This is a genomic window from Marimonas arenosa, assembly GCF_030848945.1.
GTDB lineage: Bacteria > Pseudomonadota > Alphaproteobacteria > Rhodobacterales > Rhodobacteraceae > Marimonas > Marimonas arenosa.
Genome location: NZ_JANHAX010000005.1, coordinates 297,780 through 317,730 on the forward strand (window position 1 = coordinate 297,780; position 19,951 = coordinate 317,730).

Genomic DNA, 19,951 nt, shown 5'->3' on the forward strand with positions numbered 1-19,951 from the left:
GAAAGCGCGGAGTTCATCACCCTGCGCTTTCCAGTGTTCTCGATCAGTTGGCTTGTCGGCCCTGTGCCCGGATCACCTGCATCAGCGGCAGAAACGCGCCCATGTCCGGTCCGTGATCCATCCCCGTCAGCGCCTTCCGAAGCGGCATGAACAGGCCCCGGCCCTTGCGCCCCGTGGCCTCCTTTACCGCCGCCGTCCATTGCCCCCAGGTGGTGCCATCGAACGGCCGGTCGGGCAGCATCTCCAGCGCCTGCGCCACGAACTCGGAATCCTCCTTGTCGATCACCGGCTCCGCTCCATCCCGACAGAGCGCCCACCAGGTCGCAATGTCGGCCCGCGTCTCCACGTTCTCGCGGATCGCCGCCCAGAACGGTGCGGCCAGGTCGCCGGGAACGCCCGCCGCCGCCACGTCCTCGGCCACCTCGTCCAGACCGGATGTATGCAGCACCTTGGCGGTCAACGGGAACAGGTCGCCCTCGTCGAATTTCGTCGGCGCGGTGCCGAACCGGGAAATGTCGAAGCCGTCGATCAGCGCCCCCATATCGGTCTGCAACTCCACCGGGTCGCTCGACCCCAGCCGCGCCATCAGGCTGAGCAGCGCCATCGGCTCCACCCCCCGCGCCCGCAGGTCGCGCAACGCCAGCGTGCCCAGACGTTTGCTCAGCGCCTCGCCCTGCGGCCCGGTCAGCAGGCTGTGATGGGCAAATTCCGGCACCTTGCCGCCCAGCGCCTCGATGATCTGGATCTGCGTCGCGGTGTTGGTCACATGGTCGGCGCCGCGGACAACATGTGTCACCCCCATCTCGGTGTCATCGACCACGCTCGCTAAAGTATAAAGCACCTGTCCATCCGCCCGGATCAGCACCGGGTCCGACACGCTGGCCGCGTCGATCGAGGTCGGCCCGGCAATGCCGTCCTGCCACTCGATCCGTTTGTGAGCTAGCTTGAACCGCCAATAGCCGCCGCGCTCCTGGCGCAACCGGTCTTTCTCCTCGTCCGACAGCGCCAGCGCGGCGCGGTCGTAGACCGGCGGCTTACCCATGTTGAGCTGCTTCTTGCGTTTCAGATCCAGCTCGGTCGGGGTCTCGAAACACTCATAGAACCGTCCCATGCCGCGCAGCTTTTCCGCCGCGGCCTCGTAGCGATCCAGCCGTGCCGACTGCCGCTCGACCCGGTCCCAGTGCAGCCCCAGCCAGTCGAGGTCCTCCTTGATCGCGTCAACAAATTTCTCCTGCGACCGTTCAGGGTCGGTGTCGTCGATGCGCAGGATGAACTGCCCGCCGGCCTTGCGGGCGATCAGGAAGTTCATCAAGGCGGTGCGCAGGTTGCCAACATGGATGTAACCGGTGGGCGACGGGGCAAAACGTGTGGTGACCATGACTGCCTCCATTGGGTCTTGCGCGCCCTTTCTCACAAGCCGCACCGGATGTCCAGAAACGCCGCGGAGTTGGCCGCCCGACCCGCGTCAGCCCGGCACCCCGCCGCGGCCTGGCGCCTTGCTCGCGGGTACGGCGCTGAATCCCGCCGGCCGCAGGCGCGGTCGCAGACTTTCCAGCGGCCGGCAATAGCTCTGCTGCCGCAGCCAGACCGCGATGTCGTCGCGTTTCCTTACCGACCGCATCGGCCCCCAGTCCGCCGACACGCCGCGCCAGCGGCGCTTGAACCTCGTCGAATGGGCGTGGATCACCCCGTCACGCGGCACCGTGCGCGCCATGATCCGGATGGCGCAGCTCAGGTTTGCCGCCCCGTCCTTGAGTGCCGCGCCCGAGCGCGCCCGGCAACCATAGAGGCGCGCCGTCGAGGGCAGGATCTGCATGAGCCCGTACCACAACCCGCCGCCGCCCACCGCGTCCGGGCGATAGGTGCTTTCATGCTTGGCCAGCGCCGACAGGAACCCCACCCAGAACGCGCCACGCTGATCCGGCCCGGCCTGCCGGTAGGCCGGGCACCAATACCCGATGTCGCCCGGCACCATCTCGACCAGCGGCGTCCCGTGATCCTTCATCGCCGACAGCGCCGCCCGGGTCCAGAGCGTCGCCTCGGGCCGGTGCATCCAGCGGGTCTGCGGCACCGCGTCCCGACGCTGGCGCGGCCGCAGCACCGCGCGGGCCTCCGGTTCCGCCGCCAGCATCCGGCCGGCCGTGGCCAGGGCGGCACCTTGCCCCTGTGTCCCGGGTTTGGTTTCGGTGCGCAACACGTCGTGCCCGTCTACGGCCTCGGCCAAGACGGGCGCTGGCAGCAACAGCGCCACCCAGGCCGCCGTCAGGCTGGCCCGCAGCATGTCGATCCCCCAGATCATCGCCCCATCAAGACCGATTTTCCACGCAATTGCAATATTTTAACGCAGGCGGCTCAGAGCCTGCATTAACCTCTTGTTTTCGTTCAAACGCCGCTCCCGCGCCGCGCGTCGGCGTGCCCCGGACAAAGGCCCCGGGCAGAGCGAAACCAGCGCTGCCTCAGGACTGCACAAGGATTTCCCGGAAAATCCCATCGCCGCGCCGCTTTTTGGCCCGAATGGAACGGCAGAGTCACGCTCCGTAGACGGTATCCCGGAGACCCGTATGAAATCCCTGCCCCTGCCCGACAGCCTGACGCGCGCGCTGAAATCCGTGCCGGGCCGTCTGCAGGAGCGCCTTCCCGGCCGCCGCACCCGCGATCCCAGCCAGAAGCTGGGCGATGCGCTCAGCGCCGGCGACAAGCTCGACAAGCAACTCCAGGAACGGCTCGAACGCCAGCTCATCCTGCCCTGCGCAAGCGAAAGCGACGAGGAAACCTCACGCGCCGCCGTGCAGGATTACGGCCAGTTCCTCGCCCGCCAGGACCGCTGGGACGAGCTTGCCCGGCTGATCCGCGAGGTCGACCGCAACCGCGACGCCACCCCTTGCGCCATGAGTCACGCCGAATTGCTGTGCTACGGCGCCCGCGCCGACGTGGTGCACTATATGGAAGACGCGATCTTCGACGGCGCCAGCCCGGTGCTCGACGGCATCGAGGCCTTCGAAGAGATGCTCAGCGAATACCCCGACGAATACCCACTGGCGGTGATCGTGGCGCTGACCCATGCCGATATCGGCTGGGTCTGGCGCGGCGGCGACTGGCCGCACGAGATCCCCGAGCGCAACCTGCGTCTCTTCGAGGCCCATTTCCATCGGGCGGCCGAGATCCTCGGCGCGTATGACTCGGTCATTCCCGACGCCCCGCTGCTCGCTGCGGCTCGCTGTACCCTGCTGGCCGGCCGGCCGCTGCCGGCGGTCAAGCTCGCCGACCGATACGAACAGCTCATCACCCTCGATCCCGGCAACCCGCGGCCGATGCGCGCCCTCGGCGTGCACCTGCTGCCGCGCTGGCACGGCGCCTATGACCAGCTCGAACTCGAGGCCCGCCGCATTGCCGCCGCGACCCAGTCGACCTGGGGCAACGGCGCCTATGCCTGGGTGTTCATGGACGCGCTCACCGTCGATCCCAGCGCCGCTCGGATCGTCGACACCGATTTTTTCCTCGACGGCATGCGCGACATCCTCGCCAACCGCCCGGGCCAGCATTTCGCCAACCTGTTGGCGGCCTATGCGGCGATCTCGATGTCCCCCGACCGGTTACCCGAAGGCGCCCCCGACATCCAACGCGATATCCGCCGCCACGTGCACGCAACTCTCGACTGGATCCTGTCCGAATACCTCTACGAGCTGCACCCGCTAGTCTGGGCGCAGGCAGCGATGGGGCCCGATGCCCGCGCGCCGCTGCCGATGCGCAAGACGCTGATGCGGCGCGGGCTGGTCACCGCTCGCCACGCCATCGCCCGCCACTTCGCCGAGGAGATCATGCGCGGCACGACCATTGCCTTCTCGCCCCACGGGCTGCGCTTCTACACCCCGATGTGAATGGCGCAACCTGAATCAACTATCGAAATGAAAACCAGTTTGAACCGCGACAACTTATGAGCATCGGCACCAGCCGTGCACCTGCGCGCCGACCAGGTGTTCACCCAACGCCACCCAGAATCCCGGGTCGGTCAAGTCTTCCATGATGTCCGGTCCCCCGGCCAGCACCCGCGCCCCGGCCACGATCAAGCTGAACCCCAAAGCTGTCGCAATGACCTTGTGATGAAATTTCATGGGCTTATCCTTCCAGACAATGTCCCCATTTCACCATTTGCGGCGCGGGTGGGACAGTCTGGAATTCCTGCCCCGTGGCCGCATCCGGCTGCCGAAACCCCCATGCTTCGCAATCAGGGCGAGCGCCCACCCGTCGCCGCTCCACCATAGAGAAAAACGCCCGATCCCGGCCCGAATGTCGCCACATCCTGCGGGCATGGTCTTCACGACGAAAACCGAATCCCGGACCGGACCATGCTGACAGCCGCCCGCCAAACCGCCTGGACCCTTGTCGCCATCACCCGATACCTGGCGCGCCTGGCGCGCAACCTGATCGTGCTACCGGTCGTGATCTATCGCACCATCCGCCTGATCGTCACCGATACGAACTACGAACCGGATGCCGACCAGCTGCGCGCGCAGTTGCTGCTGCCGCTGGCCGAAGACACCGAGGCGCAGGACCGCAAACGGCGCCTGGACGAGATCCGCGATCTGGTCGACCGGCACGACTGGGACACCCTGTTGGCCCGCCTCGAAGCCTGGGAAGGCGCGCGCCGCCAGACCCCCGGCCGGTCAAGCCTCGTCACCGAGGCCCTGCTGACCATCCGCGAGGTGGCCACCCCCGACCCCGGCGCGGTCGTTGTCCGCTCAGACCTGATCGACGCCTTCGAGGATGGGCTCGACGACCACCCCGACAACCACCTGATGGCGGCGACGGTTGCCATGGCCCATATCGGGCTCGGCTGGCACTGGCGGGGCGAAGGCTACGCCGTCGACATCTCTCCAATCGACGAACAACGCTTCATCGGCCATTTCACCCGCGCCGCCGAGGTGCTGGCCCCCTTCGATGCCATCGAACGCTATTCCCCGGCGCTGGCGTTGGCGCAATACCACCTGTTCGCCTGCCATCCGCAGGCCGGCACGCTGATCGAGGATTGGTTCGCCGACTGGGCCGATCTCGATCCGCAATCGATCAACCCTTACCTGCTGCACGGCTTCCAGTTGCTGCCGCGCTGGTTCGGCGCCGACGCCGCTGCACTCGACCACGCCGCACTGCGGGCGGTGGCCGGGTCCGAAGACACCTTGGGCCGCGCCGCCTATCCCCTGCTCTATCTCGGCACGATGGAAGAGGCCGACGCCGAGGTGCTCGCCCGTTGCGACGCCGATCTCTTCCTCGACGGCCTGCGCGACCTGCTCGAGCGCACGCCGTCACAGCATCTCGTCAACCGCGTCGCCTGGCAGCTCCACCGAGCGTGGAAGACCCGGCCAATCGCCCCTGACAACGATGACACCGCCCGCGCCGTCACCGCGCTGCGGGCGCGACTGGGCGAAGGCTTCCGCATGGTGGTCTCCGACTACCTGCATATCGGCCTTCCGGCCGTCTGGGGCGGCGAGGACGAAACCTTGTGGTATGTGGCCCAGGCCTTCTCCGACGAGCTCCAGGCCGGTGCCACCATCCGTTTCGGCGAAAATGGCGCTGAAATCGACGCTGCGGCTCGGTGAAACCGTCCCCGCCCCTTGCCCCGAACCCGCCCCTGTCCTAGAAGGCGTCTCGTCACAGCGAAGAGGCCTGACAGATGCTCGATCTCACCTATGAACCGCCCAAGCCCAAGGTCATTTCCGGAGCCAAGCACGACTGGGAACTGGTGATCGGGATGGAGGTGCACGCCCAGGTCAGCTCGAACTCCAAGCTGTTCTCCGGCGCCTCGACCCAATTCGGCGCCGAGCCCAATTCGAACGTCGCCTTCGTCGATGCCGCGATGCCCGGCATGCTGCCGGTGATCAACGAGTTTTGCGTCGAACAGGCGGTGCGCACCGGTCTGGGGTTGAAGGCGCAGATTCACCTCAAGTCCGCCTTCGACCGCAAGAATTATTTCTATCCCGACCTGCCGCAGGGCTACCAGATTTCCCAGCTTTACGAGCCGATCGTCGGCGAAGGCGAAATCCTGGTCGACATGGGGCCGGGTGTGGCCCGCAAGGTCCGCATCGAGCGCATCCACCTCGAACAGGATGCCGGCAAATCGATCCACGACATGGACCCCAACATGTCCTTCGTCGATCTCAACCGCACCGGCGTCGCGCTGATGGAAATCGTCTCGCGCCCCGACATCCGCGGCCCGGAAGAGGCGGCGGCCTATGTCACCAAGCTGCGCCAGATCCTGCGCTACCTCGGCACCTGCGACGGCAACATGCAGAACGGCAACCTGCGGGCCGACGTCAATGTCTCGATCTGCCGCCCCGGCCAGTATGAAAAATACATGGAGACCCAGGATTTCTCGCATCTCGGCACCCGCTGCGAGATCAAGAACATGAACTCGATGCGCTTCATCCAGGCCGCGATCGAGTATGAGGCGCGCCGCCAGATCAAGATCGTCGAGAACGGCGGAACGGTTGAGCAGGAAACCCGCCTCTACGACCCGGACAAGAACGAGACCCGCTCGATGCGCTCGAAGGAAGAGGCGCATGATTACCGCTACTTCCCCTGCCCCGACCTGCTGCCTTTGGAGATCGAACAGGCCTGGGTCGATGACATCGCCGCCAACCTCCCCGAACTGCCCGACGAGAAGAAGGCCCGCTTCATGGGGGATTACGGCCTGACCGAATATGACGCCTCGGTGCTCACCGCCGATACCGACTCGGCTGGGTATTTCGAAGACGTGGTCGCCGCCTGTGACGACGGCAAACTCGCCGCCAACTGGGTCATCAACGAGCTCTTCGGCCGTCTCAAGACGGACGAGAAAGAAATCTCCTCAAGCCCGCTTTCACCCGCCCAGCTCGGCGGCATCATCGGACTCATTAAGGCTGACACGATCTCTGGCAAGATTGCCAAGGACGTCTTTGAAATCGCCTATACATCGGGCCGCGATCCAAAAGAGATCGTCGAGACCGAAGGCCTGAAACAGGTCACCGACACCGGCGCGATCGAAGCCGCGCTCGACCAGATCATCGCCGACAATCCCGCCCAGGTGGAAAAAGCCAAGGTCAACCCCAAGCTCGCCGGCTGGTTCGTCGGCCAGGTGATGAAGGCCACCGGCGGCAAGGCAAATCCCAAGGCGGTCAACCAGCTGGTGCAGCAGAAACTCGGATTGTGAGCCGGGTAACTGCGCTCTATCGACCCGGCTGGCCTTCTAAGGATCTAAGGAAAAACCACGTCGCCACCGCTGGTCGCGTTGATGTCGATACTCGTGTGCGCACCGTGCACGACAACCGTTCCACCGCTCGACGCGTTGGCTTCAATCGCATCGTCAGCGAAGACGACGGCCCGGGCGCCACTGCTCACGATCGCTTCGGCCTTACCGCATTCGACGCCCTCGAGATCTATCTTTGCCCCGCTGGATGCCACCGCTTTGAGCGTTTCACAGGACCCGGCATCGCCTTCGATCGACGAGCCGCTGGAAGATGTAACGACAAGCCGATCTCCCGAAAGCCTGGCAACCTGCAGCTTCGAACCGCTTGATGCGACAAGTTCGAGGGCCGAACCTTCCATGTCATCAACCGTCAGACTTGCTCCCGATGACGAATTGGCCGTGATCATCTCGGGCATGGATATTCGAACCGTGATTTTCCAGCCTTTTTTGCGCCGCAGCGTGAACAGCTTGCTCTCCATCTGAACGACCAGGACCCTCTGCTTCACGCTCAGGTCCAGACGGTCCAGCTGGGCGACATCGTCGCTTTCCGCGACCACAGAAAACGCCTCTCCGACGTCGACAAAGACCTGAATGCCCTCGGCCGCGGAGACCGCGTTGAACCCGTTAAGGTCATAAGTTCGGGTCTCGGCAAACACTGCCAACGGCAGCAAGACCGCCAGGACCGAAACCGCAACAATCCGGCGGACTGCCGCCCAACCATCCGAAATGTCAGAGGTTTCTCCGAAATATCGCGTCGGACCGAGGATTGATGTCCGTCTCATGTCTCGCCTCCTTCCAAAACCCTAATTTACCATGCCCGGTCGTGACGCTACATGACGCAAATCAATGGTGACCCGGACTTTCGGCACGGCCAATCCCAAGGCGGTGACGCACCCTGCGGGACGGCGGGCGGGGCGATGTGCGCCAGCGCGAGCGCCGTGCCGGCCTCCCGCCGGACCGCGCCGGCCGCAACATGATACGCGGCCGCGCCGACACCGCCGCTCAGGCGGCGACAACCACGCGGTTGTCGGCGTCCGACCCGGCGACCTTTGCCGAAGTCATCGCTCCCGTCCGATCAACCGCCCGATCCGGACCGGCACCGGCCCCTGCCGCCGCGTCCCGACCCGCGAGATCGACGCCCGACCGCCCGCGGTCGGCCACCGCGAGGCTGCCCACCACGCCGGCCACCGCCATCTTCGCCATCAGCTCCGGCGACAGGTCCTCGCCCAGCAGGCAATAGAGCGACGGTAAAAGATCATAGAGTTCGTCCACGTCCGCATCCGCCCGCGGCGTCACCACCATCGTGGTCACGTCCGGGTTGCGCAGCTCGGCCGACAGCGCCACCGCGTGGCTCAACCGATCCCCGACCCGTTCGGCCATCACCACCAGGTCGAATACCCCCAGATCGGCATAGGCCGACGCGGTGTCGACATCCTCGGCCGTCACCACCTGGAAATTGCGCTTGAACAGCGCCATCGCCGTCGCCGCCTGCGCTCTGCGGTCATCGTTCAGAATCAAGGCCTGCATCTCCGTCACTCCTTCTGAGGTCGTCATTCGTTCCATCCCCAGCTTGCGACTCGAGGCGTGAAAAATTGCTTAAATGAATCGAAAAATCCGCCGGTCTCGCGCCGGCCTCGGCACCGGCTCTTGCGTGCGGCCCGGGCTTGGGTCATTCATGCGGCCATGGACTGGCTGAAGATCATTCACATCCTCTGCGTCATGGGCTGGATGACCAGCGTTTTCGCCGTGCCCCGCGCCCTGATCTACTGGAAGCGCGAATATGCCCGTGTGGCGGAGTTCGGCCCGCTGGGCGATCTCACCATCCGGCTCTACCGCTTCTCCGCCATGCTCGCCGTGATCGGCGTCATCACCGGCCTGTGGCTGGCCTGGTCGATCTGGAGCTTTGCACCCTGGACGCTGGTCAAGCTCGGACTCGTCGCGCTGCTGGCCGTCCACTACATCTGGACCGGCGTCCTCGTGATCCGCGCCAAACGCGGCGAGTTCCGCGAATCCGACTTGTTCCTGCGCATCTTCAACGAGGTCTCGGTCATCGCCGCCATTGCCATCCTCTGGGCGGTGGTCGTCAAACCGTTCTGAGGCAACCCATGGCAAAACCTTTCCTGTCCGAACCGATGCAGGTCGAGACCCAGTGGCTCGACTACAACGGCCATCTCAACATGGCCTTCTACAACGTGCTGATGGATCGCGGCGTCGACCAGCTCTGGGACCGGCTGGGTTTCGGCCCCGACTATCGCGAGCGCACCGGCTGTACCACCTATTCCGCCGAGTACCACATGCGTTACGTGCGCGAACTGCATGCCGGCGACCGCGTGCGTGTCTCCTACCAACTGCTCGACTGGAGCCCCAAGAGCTTCCACTTCTACCAGGAGCTCATCCACGACGACGGCTGGATTTCCGCCACCGGCGAAGGCCTCGGCCTGCATGTCGACCAGTCCGGGCCGAAAGTCGTGCCAATGCCCGCCGACATCCACGCCAAGTTCGAGGCGCTCTTCGCCGAGCACAGCCAACTCCCCCGCCCGCAGCATGTCGGCCACCCGATCGGCATCCGGCGCACGTAGGTTGGCGGCCACCTCACCGCGCCGACTGCGGGCAGACACCTGAAAACGCGCCTTGCCGCCGAGGACCGGATCACCGCGCCCGTCCGCCGTGCGCCGGGTTAACCCACCTCTGACCAAACCGTTACGCGTCCGCGCGCCAGACAGGGTGCCAGCCAGCCTGCCAGCTAGGGCGCCATACCGCCGGGTTTCGCGGATCATGGCACGTTAACCCGCCGGGCCGCCGGTTTAACCTTTGCTTTCCTTAACCGCCGGGCCTTGCTATGACACCGCGGTCGCAATTGATGGGTCTGCCAGCATGACGCAGTACGAATACAAGGTCGTCCCCGCCCCGAGAAAAGGGCTCAAGAGCAAAGGCGTGAGAAGCGCCGAGGCGCGGTTTGCCTATGCAATTCAGACGCTTATGAACGACATGGCCGGCGCCGGGTGGGAATTCCTGCGGGCCGAAACACTCGCCTCCGAGGAGCGCCACGGGCTCGCCTCGGCCCAGACCGTCTACCGCGACCTGCTGGTCTTCCGCCGCCCCCGCGCGCACCCCGAAGCCGCGGTTAACCTCGCGGTGACAGAGTCGGTCACACCCGATGACGACCCGGCGCCCAGCGATACGGCCGACCGCCCCGCACCCGACACCGATACGCCATCCGAGGCCGAGGCGGCCGCCGGAGACGAAACCCGCGCCTGGTCAGAAGGCGAACCCGCGCCCGAGCCGGAAGAAGCCACGGCTTTCGAAACCAGCCGTCGCGACTGACCCGGCTCAGCCGAGGTCGAGGGCCAGGGCGTGGATCGAGGCCACCAGATCCGGCCCCAGAGCCCGGTGCACCGCCCGGTGCCGCTCAACCCGGCTCATCGCGGCAAGTTCCGGCGCACGCAGGCGCACCGCGAAATGGCTCTCGCCTGAACCGTCATCGCCGGCATGGCCGGCATGACGGTGCGATTCATTCACGATTTCAAGCGACTGCACCGAAAACGCAGCCTCGAGGGCCTTGCGGATCTCCGAATCCTTCCCCATTTTTTCCCTTTCCCCTCTTCCGGTTTCCGCCATTTAGGCTAAACTCCCGGGTCCGAGTCTAAAAGCGCGTCGCAAAGGTGTCAGAAAATGCCATCCAAACCCGATCCATTCGGTTTCGATATGTCCGTTTCGACGGCCAAGAAAAAGAACCCGCGCGGCCGCCGCGGTATGTCCGGCGCCTCGGAAACCTCGACGCGCGTCTGCGAGAAGGACGGCTGCACCGAGCCCGGCCAGTACCGAGCGCCCAAAGCTCCGGACGTACTCGACGATTTCTTCTGGTTCTGCAAGGACCATGTCCGCGAATATAACTTGAAATGGAATTTCTTCGACGGCACCACCGAGGCCGAACTCAACGCCCAGATGTCGAAGGACAAGGTCTGGGAGCGTGAAACAAAGCCAATGAATGACCCCGAGGCACGCGCCTGGGCGCGGCTCGGAATCGAGGATCCGCACCAGGTGCTGGGCGGCAACGCCACGCAGAACCCCGGCAAAACCCGCACCGGTTCCCGCCGCCTGCCCCCGACCGAGCGCCGCGCCGTCGAGATCCTGGAAGTGGCGGACACCGCCACCAAGGTCGAGGTGCGCAAGGCCTACAAGGCGCTGATCAAGGTGCTGCACCCGGACATGAACGGCGGTGATCGCAGCCAGGAAGAGCAGCTGCAAGAGGTCGTCTGGGCCTGGGACCAGATCAAGGACAGCCGCAACTTCAAGTAGGGTTGGCACCACCATCCTACGGCGCCGTGGTGCGCCCGGCGCCTCCCGAGCAGCATGCTCTGAAAACGCGCGGGTCTACCGCCGCGCAAGCCGGTGCTTCCTGTTGATCTGTGCCGGGTAATGGGATGGCGACAGGACACCCGGTCAGGCTGTTTGGGGGACAGCCGTTGGATCAGCCCGGCATCCTGCCGCCAATGGGTCACGGCCTAAAGGGTCAGGACAATGACCTTTCCAGCATCGCCCGCCGGCCGGAATAATTCTATAAACTTAGGCTCAACGTCCTAAACCAATGGAATATGCCGGTCCGTTTCTGCCCGAAACCAACGTGGATGTTCTGCTGCGGTCGTCACACGGAGCGTCGACCCGGGCGGCCGCCACCAAGACCGACACGGGTGGCTCTGCGACACGTACCCCTCACCGCACGGTGGCCTTCGGATTTCTTCAGTATTTTCGTCGATGTTCTCACGCGGGCCGGAACACGAGGCTTACGCCGTTGATGCAATGCCGTTTGCCGGTGGGTTTCGGTCCATCGTCGAAAATATGGCCCAGATGCGAGCCGCAGCGGCGACAATGGCATTCGGTATGGACGCCCCAGATGGTGCGGTCGGGCTTGGTGCCGATGGCCTCGGGCAGCGCCTGCCAGAAGCTCGGCCAACCGGTGCCGCTGTCGAACTTGTGCTTCGAGGAATAGAGCGGCAGCTCGCACCCGCGGCAGTGATAGGTGCCCGCCGCATAGGTCTTGTCGAGCGGCGAGGTGAAGGCGCGTTCGGTACCTTCCCGTCGCATCACCTTGTATTCAAGCGGCGTCAGCATCGCACGCCACTCGGCGTCGGTCCGCGTCACCTCGAAGGCCCGCGCCCGCTGCGGGCTCAGGCCCATTATCGTCAATGCAGATCCCGCCAACGCGCTGCCAACCAGAAACCGTCTGTTCATGGACACATCTCCCTCACTTGGCCGCACTGTCAACACGCCAACGCAACCTGACAACAGGGCGACGGTCAAAATCGCGCGAACGTGAGCCGGCGCGAGCGGCAAGGGTCTCAGAGCACTCCCTCGGTCTCGATCTTAAGCGTGGCGCCGCAGTGTTTGCAGTGGACCGCGTCGGGGTCGTGCAGGCTCAGCCCGCAAGTCTGGCAGCTGTGGCGTACCTTGGGCGGCCGGAACAGCGCCGTGGCGAGCCGTAGGAACAGCGTGATGCCCACGATCATCACCACCACCGCCAAAAGCCGCCCGCCAGTACCGTGCAGGGTGATGTCGCCGAACCCGGTGGTGGTCAACGTTGTCACGGTAAAGTAAAGCGCGTCAGCATAGTTGCGGATTTCCGGGTTTACCCCATATTGCGTGGCATAAATCAGCCCGGTCATCACGAACAGAAAAACCGTCAGGTTGACGGTCGCGAGAATGACGTCTTCGTGCCGCCGAAAATAGCTGAAATCCTGCCTCAGCCGCGAGGCCAATTGATAGGTATGAAACAGTCTGAGGGTGCGCAGGATCCGCAGGAAACCGAACCCCTCACCGGCGATCGGGGCGATGAAACTGACCATCGCCACCATGTCGGCCCAGATCACCGGTCGCAGGAAAAAGCTCTTCTTTTTCCGGTCGATCAGGAAACGCAACACGAAATCGGCAAGGATCAGCACCCCGAACGCCAGATCAGCCAGTTCGACCGCCCTTGTGTGCTCGAAAAACGAAGTCACGATCACGAACAGGATGGTGACCATGTCGAAAACCAGAAGCCCATAGCGGAACCTGTGCGCCGCGGCGCTGTGGCCTTCGTAGAGCTCCCGCAAACGGTCCAACCTTTGCGCCATGTCGTTTCCCTGCACACGCCCTGGTCGGTGGATAAGACCTGACTTCGGAGAAAGTTTCCAGTCCGCAGACATGGGCCGCGACGACCCGTCCGGCGCCCGGTCGGGTCCCGCCCCCGCGTCATTTCGGCCCGCCCCTTGCCCTTGGCCCGGAATTGTTGCACCACGGGCGCAGTTTTTTGATGACGCGACCGACGAGGAACGACGGAACATGGCGGACGGCATGATCGACCCAGCAGCGAAACCGACCGAGGACATCTCGGTCCGCGATGTCTTTGGCATCGACAGCGACATGAAAGTAAAGGGTTTTGCCGACCGCAGCGAGCGTGTGCCCGATCTCGACACCACCTACAAGTTCGACCCGGACACCACGCTGGCGATCCTCGCCGGCTTCGCCCACAACCGCCGGGTGATGATTCAGGGCTATCACGGCACCGGCAAATCGACCCATATCGAACAGGTGGCGAGCCGCCTTAACTGGCCCTGCGTGCGGGTCAACCTGGACAGCCATATTTCCCGGATCGACCTCATCGGCAAGGACGCGATCAAGCTCAAGGACGGCAAGCAGGTGACCGAGTTCCACGAGGGCATCCTGCCCTGGGCGCTCAGGAACCCGACGGCCATCGTGTTCGACGAATACGACGCCGGCCGCGCCGACGTGATGTTCGTGATCCAGCGGGTGCTGGAGCATGACGGCAAGCTGACGCTGCTGGACCAGAACGAGGTGATCACGCCGAACAGGTATTTCCGCCTCTTCGCCACCGCCAACACGGTGGGCCTAGGCGACACCACCGGGCTCTATCACGGGGTGCAGCAGATCAACCAGGCGCAGATGGACCGCTGGTCGCTCGTGGCCACGCTCAATTATCTCAGCCACGATGCCGAGACGATGATCGTGCTTGGCAAGGCACCGCATTTCAACACCGAGAAGGGCCGCCAGACCGTCGCCCAGATGGTCACCGTCGCCGACCTCACGCGCACCGCCTTCATGAACGGCGATCTGTCGACCGTGATGTCGCCGCGGACGGTGATCAACTGGGCCTGGAACACCGAGATTTTCCGCGATGTCGGCTATGCCTTCCGGGTGACTTTCTTGAACAAATGCGACGAGCTGGAACGCCAGACCGTGGCCGAATTCTACCAGCGCTGCTTCGACGAGGAACTGCCCGAAAGCGCCGCCAGCGTGAGTTTGGGGTGAGTGGCGCATGGTAGATTGGAAAACAGATACCAAGCCCGACTATGAGCATCTCTGCATGGCATTCTTAGAAACCTATGCACTCGATTTGAAGAAAGCGCTTGTCGAAAACGGTATGTCAGAGAAGAAGGCAGAGCCGTTCATCGAGACGGCGGTTTTTTGTTTGGCCATGATATTCGATCAGGGCCGAATCCGTTTGTCCGAAAAGCCCTTCAAACCCGTACTCGGGTTTCGCGATCAGGTAGGCCAGATTGACAACGGACCGCGGGTTAAGAAATTTGATCTGCACGACTATGCCATAGGGATGGTATCCTCGGCATTCGACGGGAATGATTGGTGAGCGGAATGAAAAAGCCTACCGAAAACCCCGCCGATCCGTTTAAAAAGGCGCTGGCCGAGGCCACCAAGGTGATGGCCGACGATCCCGAGCTATCGGTGTCCTACACGGTCGATCCGTCGGGGCTCAGTGGCGACGCCATGCGCCTGCCGCAGGTCAGCCGCCGGATGACGCGTGACGAGGTGCTGCTGGCCCGCGGCACGGCCGACGCGCTGGCGCTGCGGCACAAGTATCACGACAACGCCACCCATGCCCGCTATGCCCCCGCGGGCGACATGGCACGCGATATTTTCGAAGCGATGGAAACCGCCCGCTGCGAGGCGATGGGCGCCCGCGACATGCCCGGCACCGCCAGCAATATCGACGTCAAGATTTCCAATGACGCCGCCCGCGCCGGCTTCGACCAGATCACCGACCGGGCCGAGGCGCCGCTGGCCAATGCCGCCGGTTACCTCATTCGACAGCTCGCCACCGGTCGTGACCTGCCCCCCGGGGCGCAGAACATTGTCGATCTCTGGCAGGGGTTTATCGAGGAACAGGCCGGCGGCACGCTGGACGGACTCAAGGCGAAACTCGCCGACCAGGCCGATTTTGCCCGCTTCACCCGCCAGGTGATCGAGGACCTCGGCTATGGCGACCAGTTGGGTGACGATCCCGACGCGCCAGACCACGAGGACGACTCCGAGGACGATCAGTCCGAAGAGGACCAGCAGGACGAAGAGGGCGGCGAAGAACAGTCGCAGGACCAGACCGGCGAAGCCGACCCGGAGCAGACCCAGGACGAACAACAGGACGCCGCCGAGGCCCAGGTCTCGATGGACGAGATGGCCGACGAAGAGATGGGCGAAGAGGCCGACATGCCCGACGGCGAGGCGCCGCTCGAGCCACCGCCGCCCGCGCCGCTTTCCGACGCTGATCCCGACTATCGCGCCTACGAGACCGAGTTCGACGAGGAAATCGCCGCCGAGGATCTGGCCGAACCGGCCGAACTGGAACGGCTGCGCGCCTATCTCGACCAACAGCTCGAACCACTGAAGGGCGCGGTCGGACGGCTCGCCAACAAGCTCCAGCGCCGGTTGCAGGCGCAACAGAACCGCTCCTGGCTGTTCGACCTCGAGGAAGGTATCCTCGACGCCGGCCGGCTGGCCCGCGTCGTCGCCAACCCGACCACACCGCTCAGCTTCAAGATCGAGAAGGATACCGAGTTCCGCGATACCGTGGTGACCCTGCTGCTCGACAATTCCGGTTCGATGCGTGGCCGGCCGATCTCGATCGCCGCGATCTGCGCCGACGTGCTGGCGCGGACGCTGGAACGTTGCGACGTCAAGGTCGAGATCCTCGGCTTCACCACCCGCGCCTGGAAAGGCGGCCAGAGTCGCGAGAAATGGCTGGGCACGGGCCGGCCGCAGCAACCCGGGCGCCTGAACGATCTGCGACACATCATCTACAAGCGCGCCGACGCCCCCTGGCGCCGGGCCCGGGAGAACCTCGGCCTGATGATGAAGGAAGGGCTGCTGAAGGAAAACATCGACGGCGAGGCGCTGGAATGGGCGCATCGCCGCATGGCGATGCGGCCCGAGGCCCGCAAGATCCTGATGGTGATCTCCGACGGCGCCCCGGTGGACGATTCGACCCTGTCGGTGAACCCCGCCAACTATCTGGAGAAACACCTGCGCGACGTGATCGCGATGATCGAGAAGAAGAAATGGGTCGAGCTTCTGGCGATCGGTATCGGCCATGACGTGACGCGCTATTATGATCGTGCGGTAACCATCACCGATGTCGAACAGCTCGCCGGTGCCATGACCGAACAGCTTGCCGCGCTCTTCGACCACGATCCGCGCGCCCGCGCCCGCTTCCTCGGCATCAGGAAGGCGAGCTGAGCCAGAAAGTTGTGAAGGCGCCCAGCCGATCTGACGCAGACGCGTGCGACAACCTTCGAGGCGCGGTCCGCCCAGAATGATCCCGCTGTCACGCCGCTCTCCATCACACGACACCGAAAACCCCTTTGGACCGCCGGCGGACGGACTTTAATCCAGTGCCGATGTAAACCGACGACAGCGAGCGGTCTGCCATGATCCGCGTCGGCGCCTATTGTCCCCGCATGGTGGTATTCGCCCTTGCACCAGCCCGGCATTCCCGGCTCAATACCGCGAAACGGCAAGGGAGGCCCGATGTTTCAGACGTTCCAGGATACCGCTCGCCCTGACCAGGGTCCGCCGCGGCTGGCCGCGCTCAGGACCGAGATGGCCCGTGACCATCTATCTGGTTTCCTCGTGCCCCGAGCTGATGCCCACCAGGGCGAGTACGTCGCCCCGCATGATGAGCGGCTGGTCTGGCTCTCCGGCTTCACCGGCTCGGCCGGTTTCTGCGCCGTGCTGCGCGATATCGCTGGGGTTTTCGTCGATGGGCGCTATCGCACACAGGTCAAACGCCAGGTCGATCTCGAGCATTTCACCCCCGTGAACTGGCCCGAGACGAAGCTCAAAGACTGGCTGATCCAGCACCTGCCGCAGGGCGGCACCGTCGGCTATGATGCGTGGCTGCACACGCCCGACGAGATCGAGGCCCTGGAAAAAGCCTGCGCGCCCAAGGGCATCACGCTCAAACCCGTCGAAAACCTGGTCGATCGCATCTGGTCCGATCAACCCGCGCCACCGCAGGGCCGTATCACCCCCTATCCCGCCGAACTGGCCGGCGAACCCCACGGGGCCAAGCGCGCCCGTTTGGCTGAGACTCTGCGCGACTCCGGCGTTTCGGTCGCGGTCATCACCCTGCCCGATTCCATCGCCTGGCTGCTCAACATCCGGGGCACCGACATACCCCGCAATCCGGTGCCGCACGGATTTGCCATCCTGCGCAATGACGGCCATGTCGCGTTCTTTACTGACCAGGCCAAGGTCGACGATTCCCTTAGGGCCCATCTTGGGCCCGAGGTGACGATCCGCCCGCCATCGGCATTTCTGCCGGCCCTGCATTCGCTCACCGGCTCTGCCCGGCTCGACCCCAAGACCGCGCCAGTCGCCGTGTTGCACGCCCTGCAGGAAGAAAACAAACCCATCAGCCTCGGCGAAGACCCCTGCCTCATTCCCAAGGCCTGCAAGACCCGGGCCGAGATCACCGCCACAACCGAGGCGCATCTGCGCGACGCCACCGCGATGGTCGAATTCCTCACCTGGTTCGATGCGCAGCCCGTCGGGTCCCTGACCGAAATCGACGTCGTGACCGCGCTCGAAGGCTACCGCCGCGCCACCAACGCCTTGCTCGACATCTCTTTCGAAACCATCGCCGGCACCGGACCCAACGGCGCCGTGATGCACTACCGGGTGACCGAGCAATCGAACAGCCGGCTGGAACAGGGCCAGCTGATCGTGGTGGACAGTGGCGGGCAATATATCGATGGCACCACCGACATCACCCGCACGCTGCCCGTGGGCCCGCCCGGCGACGAGGAGCGCCGCGCCTTCACGCGCGTGCTGAAAGGCATGATCGCGATTTCCCGCGCCCGCTTCCCAAAGGGGCTGGCCGGCCGCGATCTCGACCCTCTGGCACGCTACCACCTCTGGCTCGCCGGCCAGGATTTCAACCACGGCACTGGCCATGGCGTCGGCGTTTATCTTTGTGTCCACGAGGGCCCGCAGAGGCTTTCGCGGATTTCCCATGTCGAACTGAAACCCGGCATGATCCTGTCGAACGAGCCCGGCTACTACCGCGAAGGCGCCTTCGGTATCCGCATCGAAAACCTGATCGTGGTGCAGGAAGCCGCGTCCCTCGACGGCGCCGATCCAGACCGTGAGATGTTTGATTTCCAGACCCTCACCTGGGTGCCCATCGACCGCCGTCTGATCCTGCCGGCGATGATGGACGCGGGCGAGATTGACTGGCTCAATCGCTATCACGCGGCCTGCCGCGACAAAATCAGCCCTCGGGTTTCCGAATCCGCTCGGCTATGGTTGGAGCAAGCCACGCAGCCCCTCTGACATGTTTGCGCGACAATCCCGCGCGAACCGGAGTGGCACCTATTGGGGAGGAGACGCCACATGGCACCGAAAATTACCGTCACCGCCGCACCCGGCACTTGGGTCGTCCGCGCTGGCGGCGCCGTGCTTGGCGAGACGAAAAACGCGTTGGAACTGGTAGAAGGCGATTACCCGCCGGTGATCTATTTCCCGCGCGAAGACATTGCCATGGCCTTCCTCGACGCCACCGACCACAGCACCCATTGCCCGTGGAAGGGCGACGCCAGCTATTTCTCGATCGTCACCAAGTCGACCACCCTGGAAAATGCCGTGTGGAGCTATGAGAACCCCACCGAAGAGGTTGCCCGCATCAAGGATCACCTAGCGTTCTACACCGGCGATCAGGTGACGGTAGAGCGGGTCTAGCCACCGATCCACCTGACTTTCGCCTTGGGCCCCCTTTTATCGCAATGGTAAATATCTGTTCTTTTCGTCAGGTAATTGCGCCAAGTCCGGTCGGGATGCGTGCTGATCTTCGTGCCATGCTTACTCATCAACGGGCCCAACCTGTGAATCGGCAAGCCATGCCGATCACCGTTCTTTTGGATGGCGTCGCGCACTTTCCTGTCCATCGCGTCGAGGTTCTTTTCTCCAGACGCAGCACTGCCTATGGGAATTATCTCGATAAACCGGCTGCAGGCCGCGCGAAAGCTGTTGGGCGTTTTAGGCTCACCGATGCCAATCACCGTGAAATGGCGTTCCCGCAGGTGATGCGCCAGATGGCTGAAATCGCCATCGGATGTGACAATCACGAAAGTCGCGATGCCGCCCTGATGTGAAGCATGCACCGCGTCGATTGCCAGCCGGACGTCGGCCGAGTTCTTGCCGCTGCCGGTGTGCACCGCTCTGAAACCCGGCGCATCACACCATTTCGCCAATTGCTGGGCATTGCCGTAGACACGTCGGATCGCTGCCTTGGCGGCTCCCCCAACACCTCGCAATATCTCGGCGGCCGGTCCCGTATTCACATTTTCACCGTCAACGAACACGGCAACACCGACCGCGCCGAAATTCACTTGGTTTGAAATTGATTCTTTTCCATCCATTTGGCACCCCTCAATGAACCAAGACCGA

General features: G+C 64.1%; 21 protein-coding genes. 12 read left to right on the forward strand and 9 right to left on the reverse strand.

The window, feature by feature from the left end:
* Window positions 1-43: 43 nt before the first annotated feature.
* Both gltX and NO357_RS16610 read right to left on the reverse strand, forming a co-directional pair.
* Complete coding sequence (gene gltX, locus NO357_RS16605; RefSeq protein ID WP_306736829.1) at window positions 44-1,378, reverse strand: glutamate--tRNA ligase; 1,335 nt, start codon at window positions 1,376-1,378, stop codon at window positions 44-46.
* 87 nt (window positions 1,379-1,465) lie between these two features.
* Window positions 1,466-2,299: a transglycosylase SLT domain-containing protein gene (locus NO357_RS16610; protein ID WP_376744396.1), complete on the reverse strand. Its 834-nt coding sequence runs from the start codon at window positions 2,297-2,299 to the stop codon at window positions 1,466-1,468.
* A 262-nt stretch (window positions 2,300-2,561) separates the two neighbouring features.
* On the opposite strand from NO357_RS16610, the gene NO357_RS16615 reads away from it, so the two are divergent.
* Entirely contained in the window at window positions 2,562-3,878 is a 1,317-nt protein-coding gene (locus NO357_RS16615; RefSeq protein ID WP_306736830.1) for a hypothetical protein, read from the forward strand.
* 54 nt (window positions 3,879-3,932) lie between these two features.
* On the opposite strand, the gene NO357_RS16620 is transcribed toward NO357_RS16615, so the two are convergent.
* Window positions 3,933-4,112: a hypothetical protein gene (locus NO357_RS16620; protein WP_306736831.1), complete on the reverse strand. Its 180-nt coding sequence runs from the start codon at window positions 4,110-4,112 to the stop codon at window positions 3,933-3,935.
* A gap of 234 nt (window positions 4,113-4,346) precedes the next feature.
* Here NO357_RS16620 and NO357_RS16625 point away from each other — a divergent pair, with 234 nt between their 5' ends.
* Window positions 4,347-5,594 carry a hypothetical protein gene (locus NO357_RS16625; protein WP_306736832.1) on the forward strand — a complete coding sequence of 416 codons (1,248 nt, stop codon included), beginning with the start codon at window positions 4,347-4,349 and terminating at the stop codon, window positions 5,592-5,594.
* 74 nt (window positions 5,595-5,668) lie between these two features.
* Window positions 5,669-7,183, forward strand: a complete 1,515-nt coding sequence (gatB, locus tag NO357_RS16630) for an Asp-tRNA(Asn)/Glu-tRNA(Gln) amidotransferase subunit GatB (RefSeq protein WP_306736833.1) — start codon at window positions 5,669-5,671, stop codon at window positions 7,181-7,183.
* 44 nt (window positions 7,184-7,227) lie between these two features.
* Here the strand turns inward: gatB and NO357_RS16635 are convergent, their stop codons facing one another.
* Both NO357_RS16635 and NO357_RS16640 read right to left on the reverse strand, forming a co-directional pair.
* Entirely contained in the window at window positions 7,228-7,875 is a 648-nt protein-coding gene (locus NO357_RS16635) for a GIN domain-containing protein (protein ID WP_306736909.1), read from the reverse strand.
* Between the two features lie 346 nt (window positions 7,876-8,221).
* Window positions 8,222-8,746 (reverse strand): hypothetical protein, encoded by a 525-nt coding sequence (locus NO357_RS16640; protein ID WP_306736834.1) that lies wholly within the window; start codon window positions 8,744-8,746, stop codon window positions 8,222-8,224.
* Window positions 8,747-8,902: 156 nt separating this feature from the next.
* Here NO357_RS16640 and NO357_RS16645 point away from each other — a divergent pair, with 156 nt between their 5' ends.
* The 3 genes from NO357_RS16645 to NO357_RS16655 all read left to right on the forward strand — a co-directional run bounded on the left by NO357_RS16645 (window position 8,903) and on the right by NO357_RS16655 (window position 10,543).
* Window positions 8,903-9,316, forward strand: coding sequence for a CopD family protein (locus NO357_RS16645; RefSeq protein WP_306736835.1), 414 nt, complete (start codon window positions 8,903-8,905; stop codon window positions 9,314-9,316).
* Between the two features lie 8 nt (window positions 9,317-9,324).
* Window positions 9,325-9,798: a thioesterase family protein gene (locus tag NO357_RS16650; protein WP_306736836.1), complete on the forward strand. Its 474-nt coding sequence runs from the start codon at window positions 9,325-9,327 to the stop codon at window positions 9,796-9,798.
* Window positions 9,799-10,093: 295 nt separating this feature from the next.
* Window positions 10,094-10,543, forward strand: coding sequence for a DUF4177 domain-containing protein (locus NO357_RS16655; RefSeq protein ID WP_306736837.1), 450 nt, complete (start codon window positions 10,094-10,096; stop codon window positions 10,541-10,543).
* A gap of 6 nt (window positions 10,544-10,549) precedes the next feature.
* Here NO357_RS16655 and NO357_RS16660 read toward each other — a convergent pair whose 3' ends face one another.
* Complete coding sequence (locus NO357_RS16660; protein ID WP_306736838.1) at window positions 10,550-10,804, reverse strand: BolA family protein; 255 nt, start codon at window positions 10,802-10,804, stop codon at window positions 10,550-10,552.
* Between the two features lie 87 nt (window positions 10,805-10,891).
* Here NO357_RS16660 and NO357_RS16665 point away from each other — a divergent pair, with 87 nt between their 5' ends.
* Window positions 10,892-11,518 (forward strand): J domain-containing protein, encoded by a 627-nt coding sequence (locus NO357_RS16665; RefSeq protein ID WP_306736839.1) that lies wholly within the window; start codon window positions 10,892-10,894, stop codon window positions 11,516-11,518.
* Window positions 11,519-11,980: 462 nt separating this feature from the next.
* Here NO357_RS16665 and msrB read toward each other — a convergent pair whose 3' ends face one another.
* Together msrB and NO357_RS16675 are read right to left on the reverse strand one after the other, a co-directional pair.
* Window positions 11,981-12,451 (reverse strand): peptide-methionine (R)-S-oxide reductase MsrB, encoded by a 471-nt coding sequence (msrB, locus tag NO357_RS16670; protein ID WP_306736840.1) that lies wholly within the window; start codon window positions 12,449-12,451, stop codon window positions 11,981-11,983.
* Window positions 12,452-12,558: 107 nt separating this feature from the next.
* Entirely contained in the window at window positions 12,559-13,329 is a 771-nt protein-coding gene (locus NO357_RS16675; RefSeq protein ID WP_306736841.1) for an ion channel, read from the reverse strand.
* Window positions 13,330-13,537: 208 nt separating this feature from the next.
* Between NO357_RS16675 and cobS the strand changes: the two genes are divergently transcribed.
* The 5 genes from cobS (at window position 13,538) to NO357_RS16700 (ending at window position 19,243) form a co-directional block, all read left to right on the forward strand.
* Window positions 13,538-14,524: a cobaltochelatase subunit CobS gene (cobS, locus tag NO357_RS16680; RefSeq protein ID WP_306736842.1), complete on the forward strand. Its 987-nt coding sequence runs from the start codon at window positions 13,538-13,540 to the stop codon at window positions 14,522-14,524.
* A 7-nt stretch (window positions 14,525-14,531) separates the two neighbouring features.
* Complete coding sequence (locus NO357_RS16685) at window positions 14,532-14,861, forward strand: hypothetical protein (protein WP_306736843.1); 330 nt, start codon at window positions 14,532-14,534, stop codon at window positions 14,859-14,861.
* A 5-nt stretch (window positions 14,862-14,866) separates the two neighbouring features.
* Window positions 14,867-16,741, forward strand: coding sequence for a cobaltochelatase subunit CobT (gene cobT, locus NO357_RS16690; protein WP_306736844.1), 1,875 nt, complete (start codon window positions 14,867-14,869; stop codon window positions 16,739-16,741).
* Between the two features lie 291 nt (window positions 16,742-17,032).
* Window positions 17,033-18,838: an aminopeptidase P family protein gene (locus tag NO357_RS16695; RefSeq protein WP_306736845.1), complete on the forward strand. Its 1,806-nt coding sequence runs from the start codon at window positions 17,033-17,035 to the stop codon at window positions 18,836-18,838.
* Window positions 18,839-18,898: 60 nt separating this feature from the next.
* Window positions 18,899-19,243: a DUF427 domain-containing protein gene (locus NO357_RS16700; protein WP_306736846.1), complete on the forward strand. Its 345-nt coding sequence runs from the start codon at window positions 18,899-18,901 to the stop codon at window positions 19,241-19,243.
* Here NO357_RS16700 and NO357_RS16705 read toward each other — a convergent pair.
* A complete protein-coding gene (locus tag NO357_RS16705) occupies window positions 19,240-19,923 on the reverse strand; it encodes an NYN domain-containing protein (protein WP_306736847.1) in 684 nt (227 codons plus the stop codon). The two genes, NO357_RS16700 and NO357_RS16705, sit on opposite strands and share 4 nt — an antisense overlap.
* Between the last annotated feature and the right edge of the window lie 28 nt (window positions 19,924-19,951).

Excerpts from the sequence above, each read along its gene's own strand:
- gltX (WP_306736829.1), bottom strand. The coding sequence starts at position 1,378 with ATGGTCACCACACGTTTTGCCCCGTCGCCCACCGGTTACATCCATGTT.
- NO357_RS16610 (WP_376744396.1), bottom strand. The coding sequence starts at position 2,299 with ATGATCTGGGGGATCGACATGCTGCGGGCCAGCCTGACGGCGGCCTGG.
- NO357_RS16615 (WP_306736830.1), top strand. The coding sequence starts at position 2,562 with ATGAAATCCCTGCCCCTGCCCGACAGCCTGACGCGCGCGCTGAAATCC.
- NO357_RS16620 (WP_306736831.1), bottom strand. The coding sequence starts at position 4,112 with ATGAAATTTCATCACAAGGTCATTGCGACAGCTTTGGGGTTCAGCTTG.
- NO357_RS16625 (WP_306736832.1), top strand. The coding sequence starts at position 4,347 with ATGCTGACAGCCGCCCGCCAAACCGCCTGGACCCTTGTCGCCATCACC.
- gatB (WP_306736833.1), top strand. The coding sequence starts at position 5,669 with ATGCTCGATCTCACCTATGAACCGCCCAAGCCCAAGGTCATTTCCGGA.
- NO357_RS16640 (WP_306736834.1), bottom strand. The coding sequence starts at position 8,746 with ATGCAGGCCTTGATTCTGAACGATGACCGCAGAGCGCAGGCGGCGACG.
- NO357_RS16645 (WP_306736835.1), top strand. The coding sequence starts at position 8,903 with ATGGACTGGCTGAAGATCATTCACATCCTCTGCGTCATGGGCTGGATG.
- NO357_RS16650 (WP_306736836.1), top strand. The coding sequence starts at position 9,325 with ATGGCAAAACCTTTCCTGTCCGAACCGATGCAGGTCGAGACCCAGTGG.
- NO357_RS16655 (WP_306736837.1), top strand. The coding sequence starts at position 10,094 with ATGACGCAGTACGAATACAAGGTCGTCCCCGCCCCGAGAAAAGGGCTC.
- NO357_RS16660 (WP_306736838.1), bottom strand. The coding sequence starts at position 10,804 with ATGGGGAAGGATTCGGAGATCCGCAAGGCCCTCGAGGCTGCGTTTTCG.
- NO357_RS16665 (WP_306736839.1), top strand. The coding sequence starts at position 10,892 with ATGCCATCCAAACCCGATCCATTCGGTTTCGATATGTCCGTTTCGACG.
- msrB (WP_306736840.1), bottom strand. The coding sequence starts at position 12,451 with ATGAACAGACGGTTTCTGGTTGGCAGCGCGTTGGCGGGATCTGCATTG.
- NO357_RS16675 (WP_306736841.1), bottom strand. The coding sequence starts at position 13,329 with ATGGCGCAAAGGTTGGACCGTTTGCGGGAGCTCTACGAAGGCCACAGC.
- cobS (WP_306736842.1), top strand. The coding sequence starts at position 13,538 with ATGGCGGACGGCATGATCGACCCAGCAGCGAAACCGACCGAGGACATC.
- NO357_RS16685 (WP_306736843.1), top strand. The coding sequence starts at position 14,532 with ATGGTAGATTGGAAAACAGATACCAAGCCCGACTATGAGCATCTCTGC.
- cobT (WP_306736844.1), top strand. The coding sequence starts at position 14,867 with ATGAAAAAGCCTACCGAAAACCCCGCCGATCCGTTTAAAAAGGCGCTG.
- NO357_RS16695 (WP_306736845.1), top strand. The coding sequence starts at position 17,033 with ATGTTTCAGACGTTCCAGGATACCGCTCGCCCTGACCAGGGTCCGCCG.
- NO357_RS16700 (WP_306736846.1), top strand. The coding sequence starts at position 18,899 with ATGGCACCGAAAATTACCGTCACCGCCGCACCCGGCACTTGGGTCGTC.
- NO357_RS16705 (WP_306736847.1), bottom strand. The coding sequence starts at position 19,923 with ATGGATGGAAAAGAATCAATTTCAAACCAAGTGAATTTCGGCGCGGTC.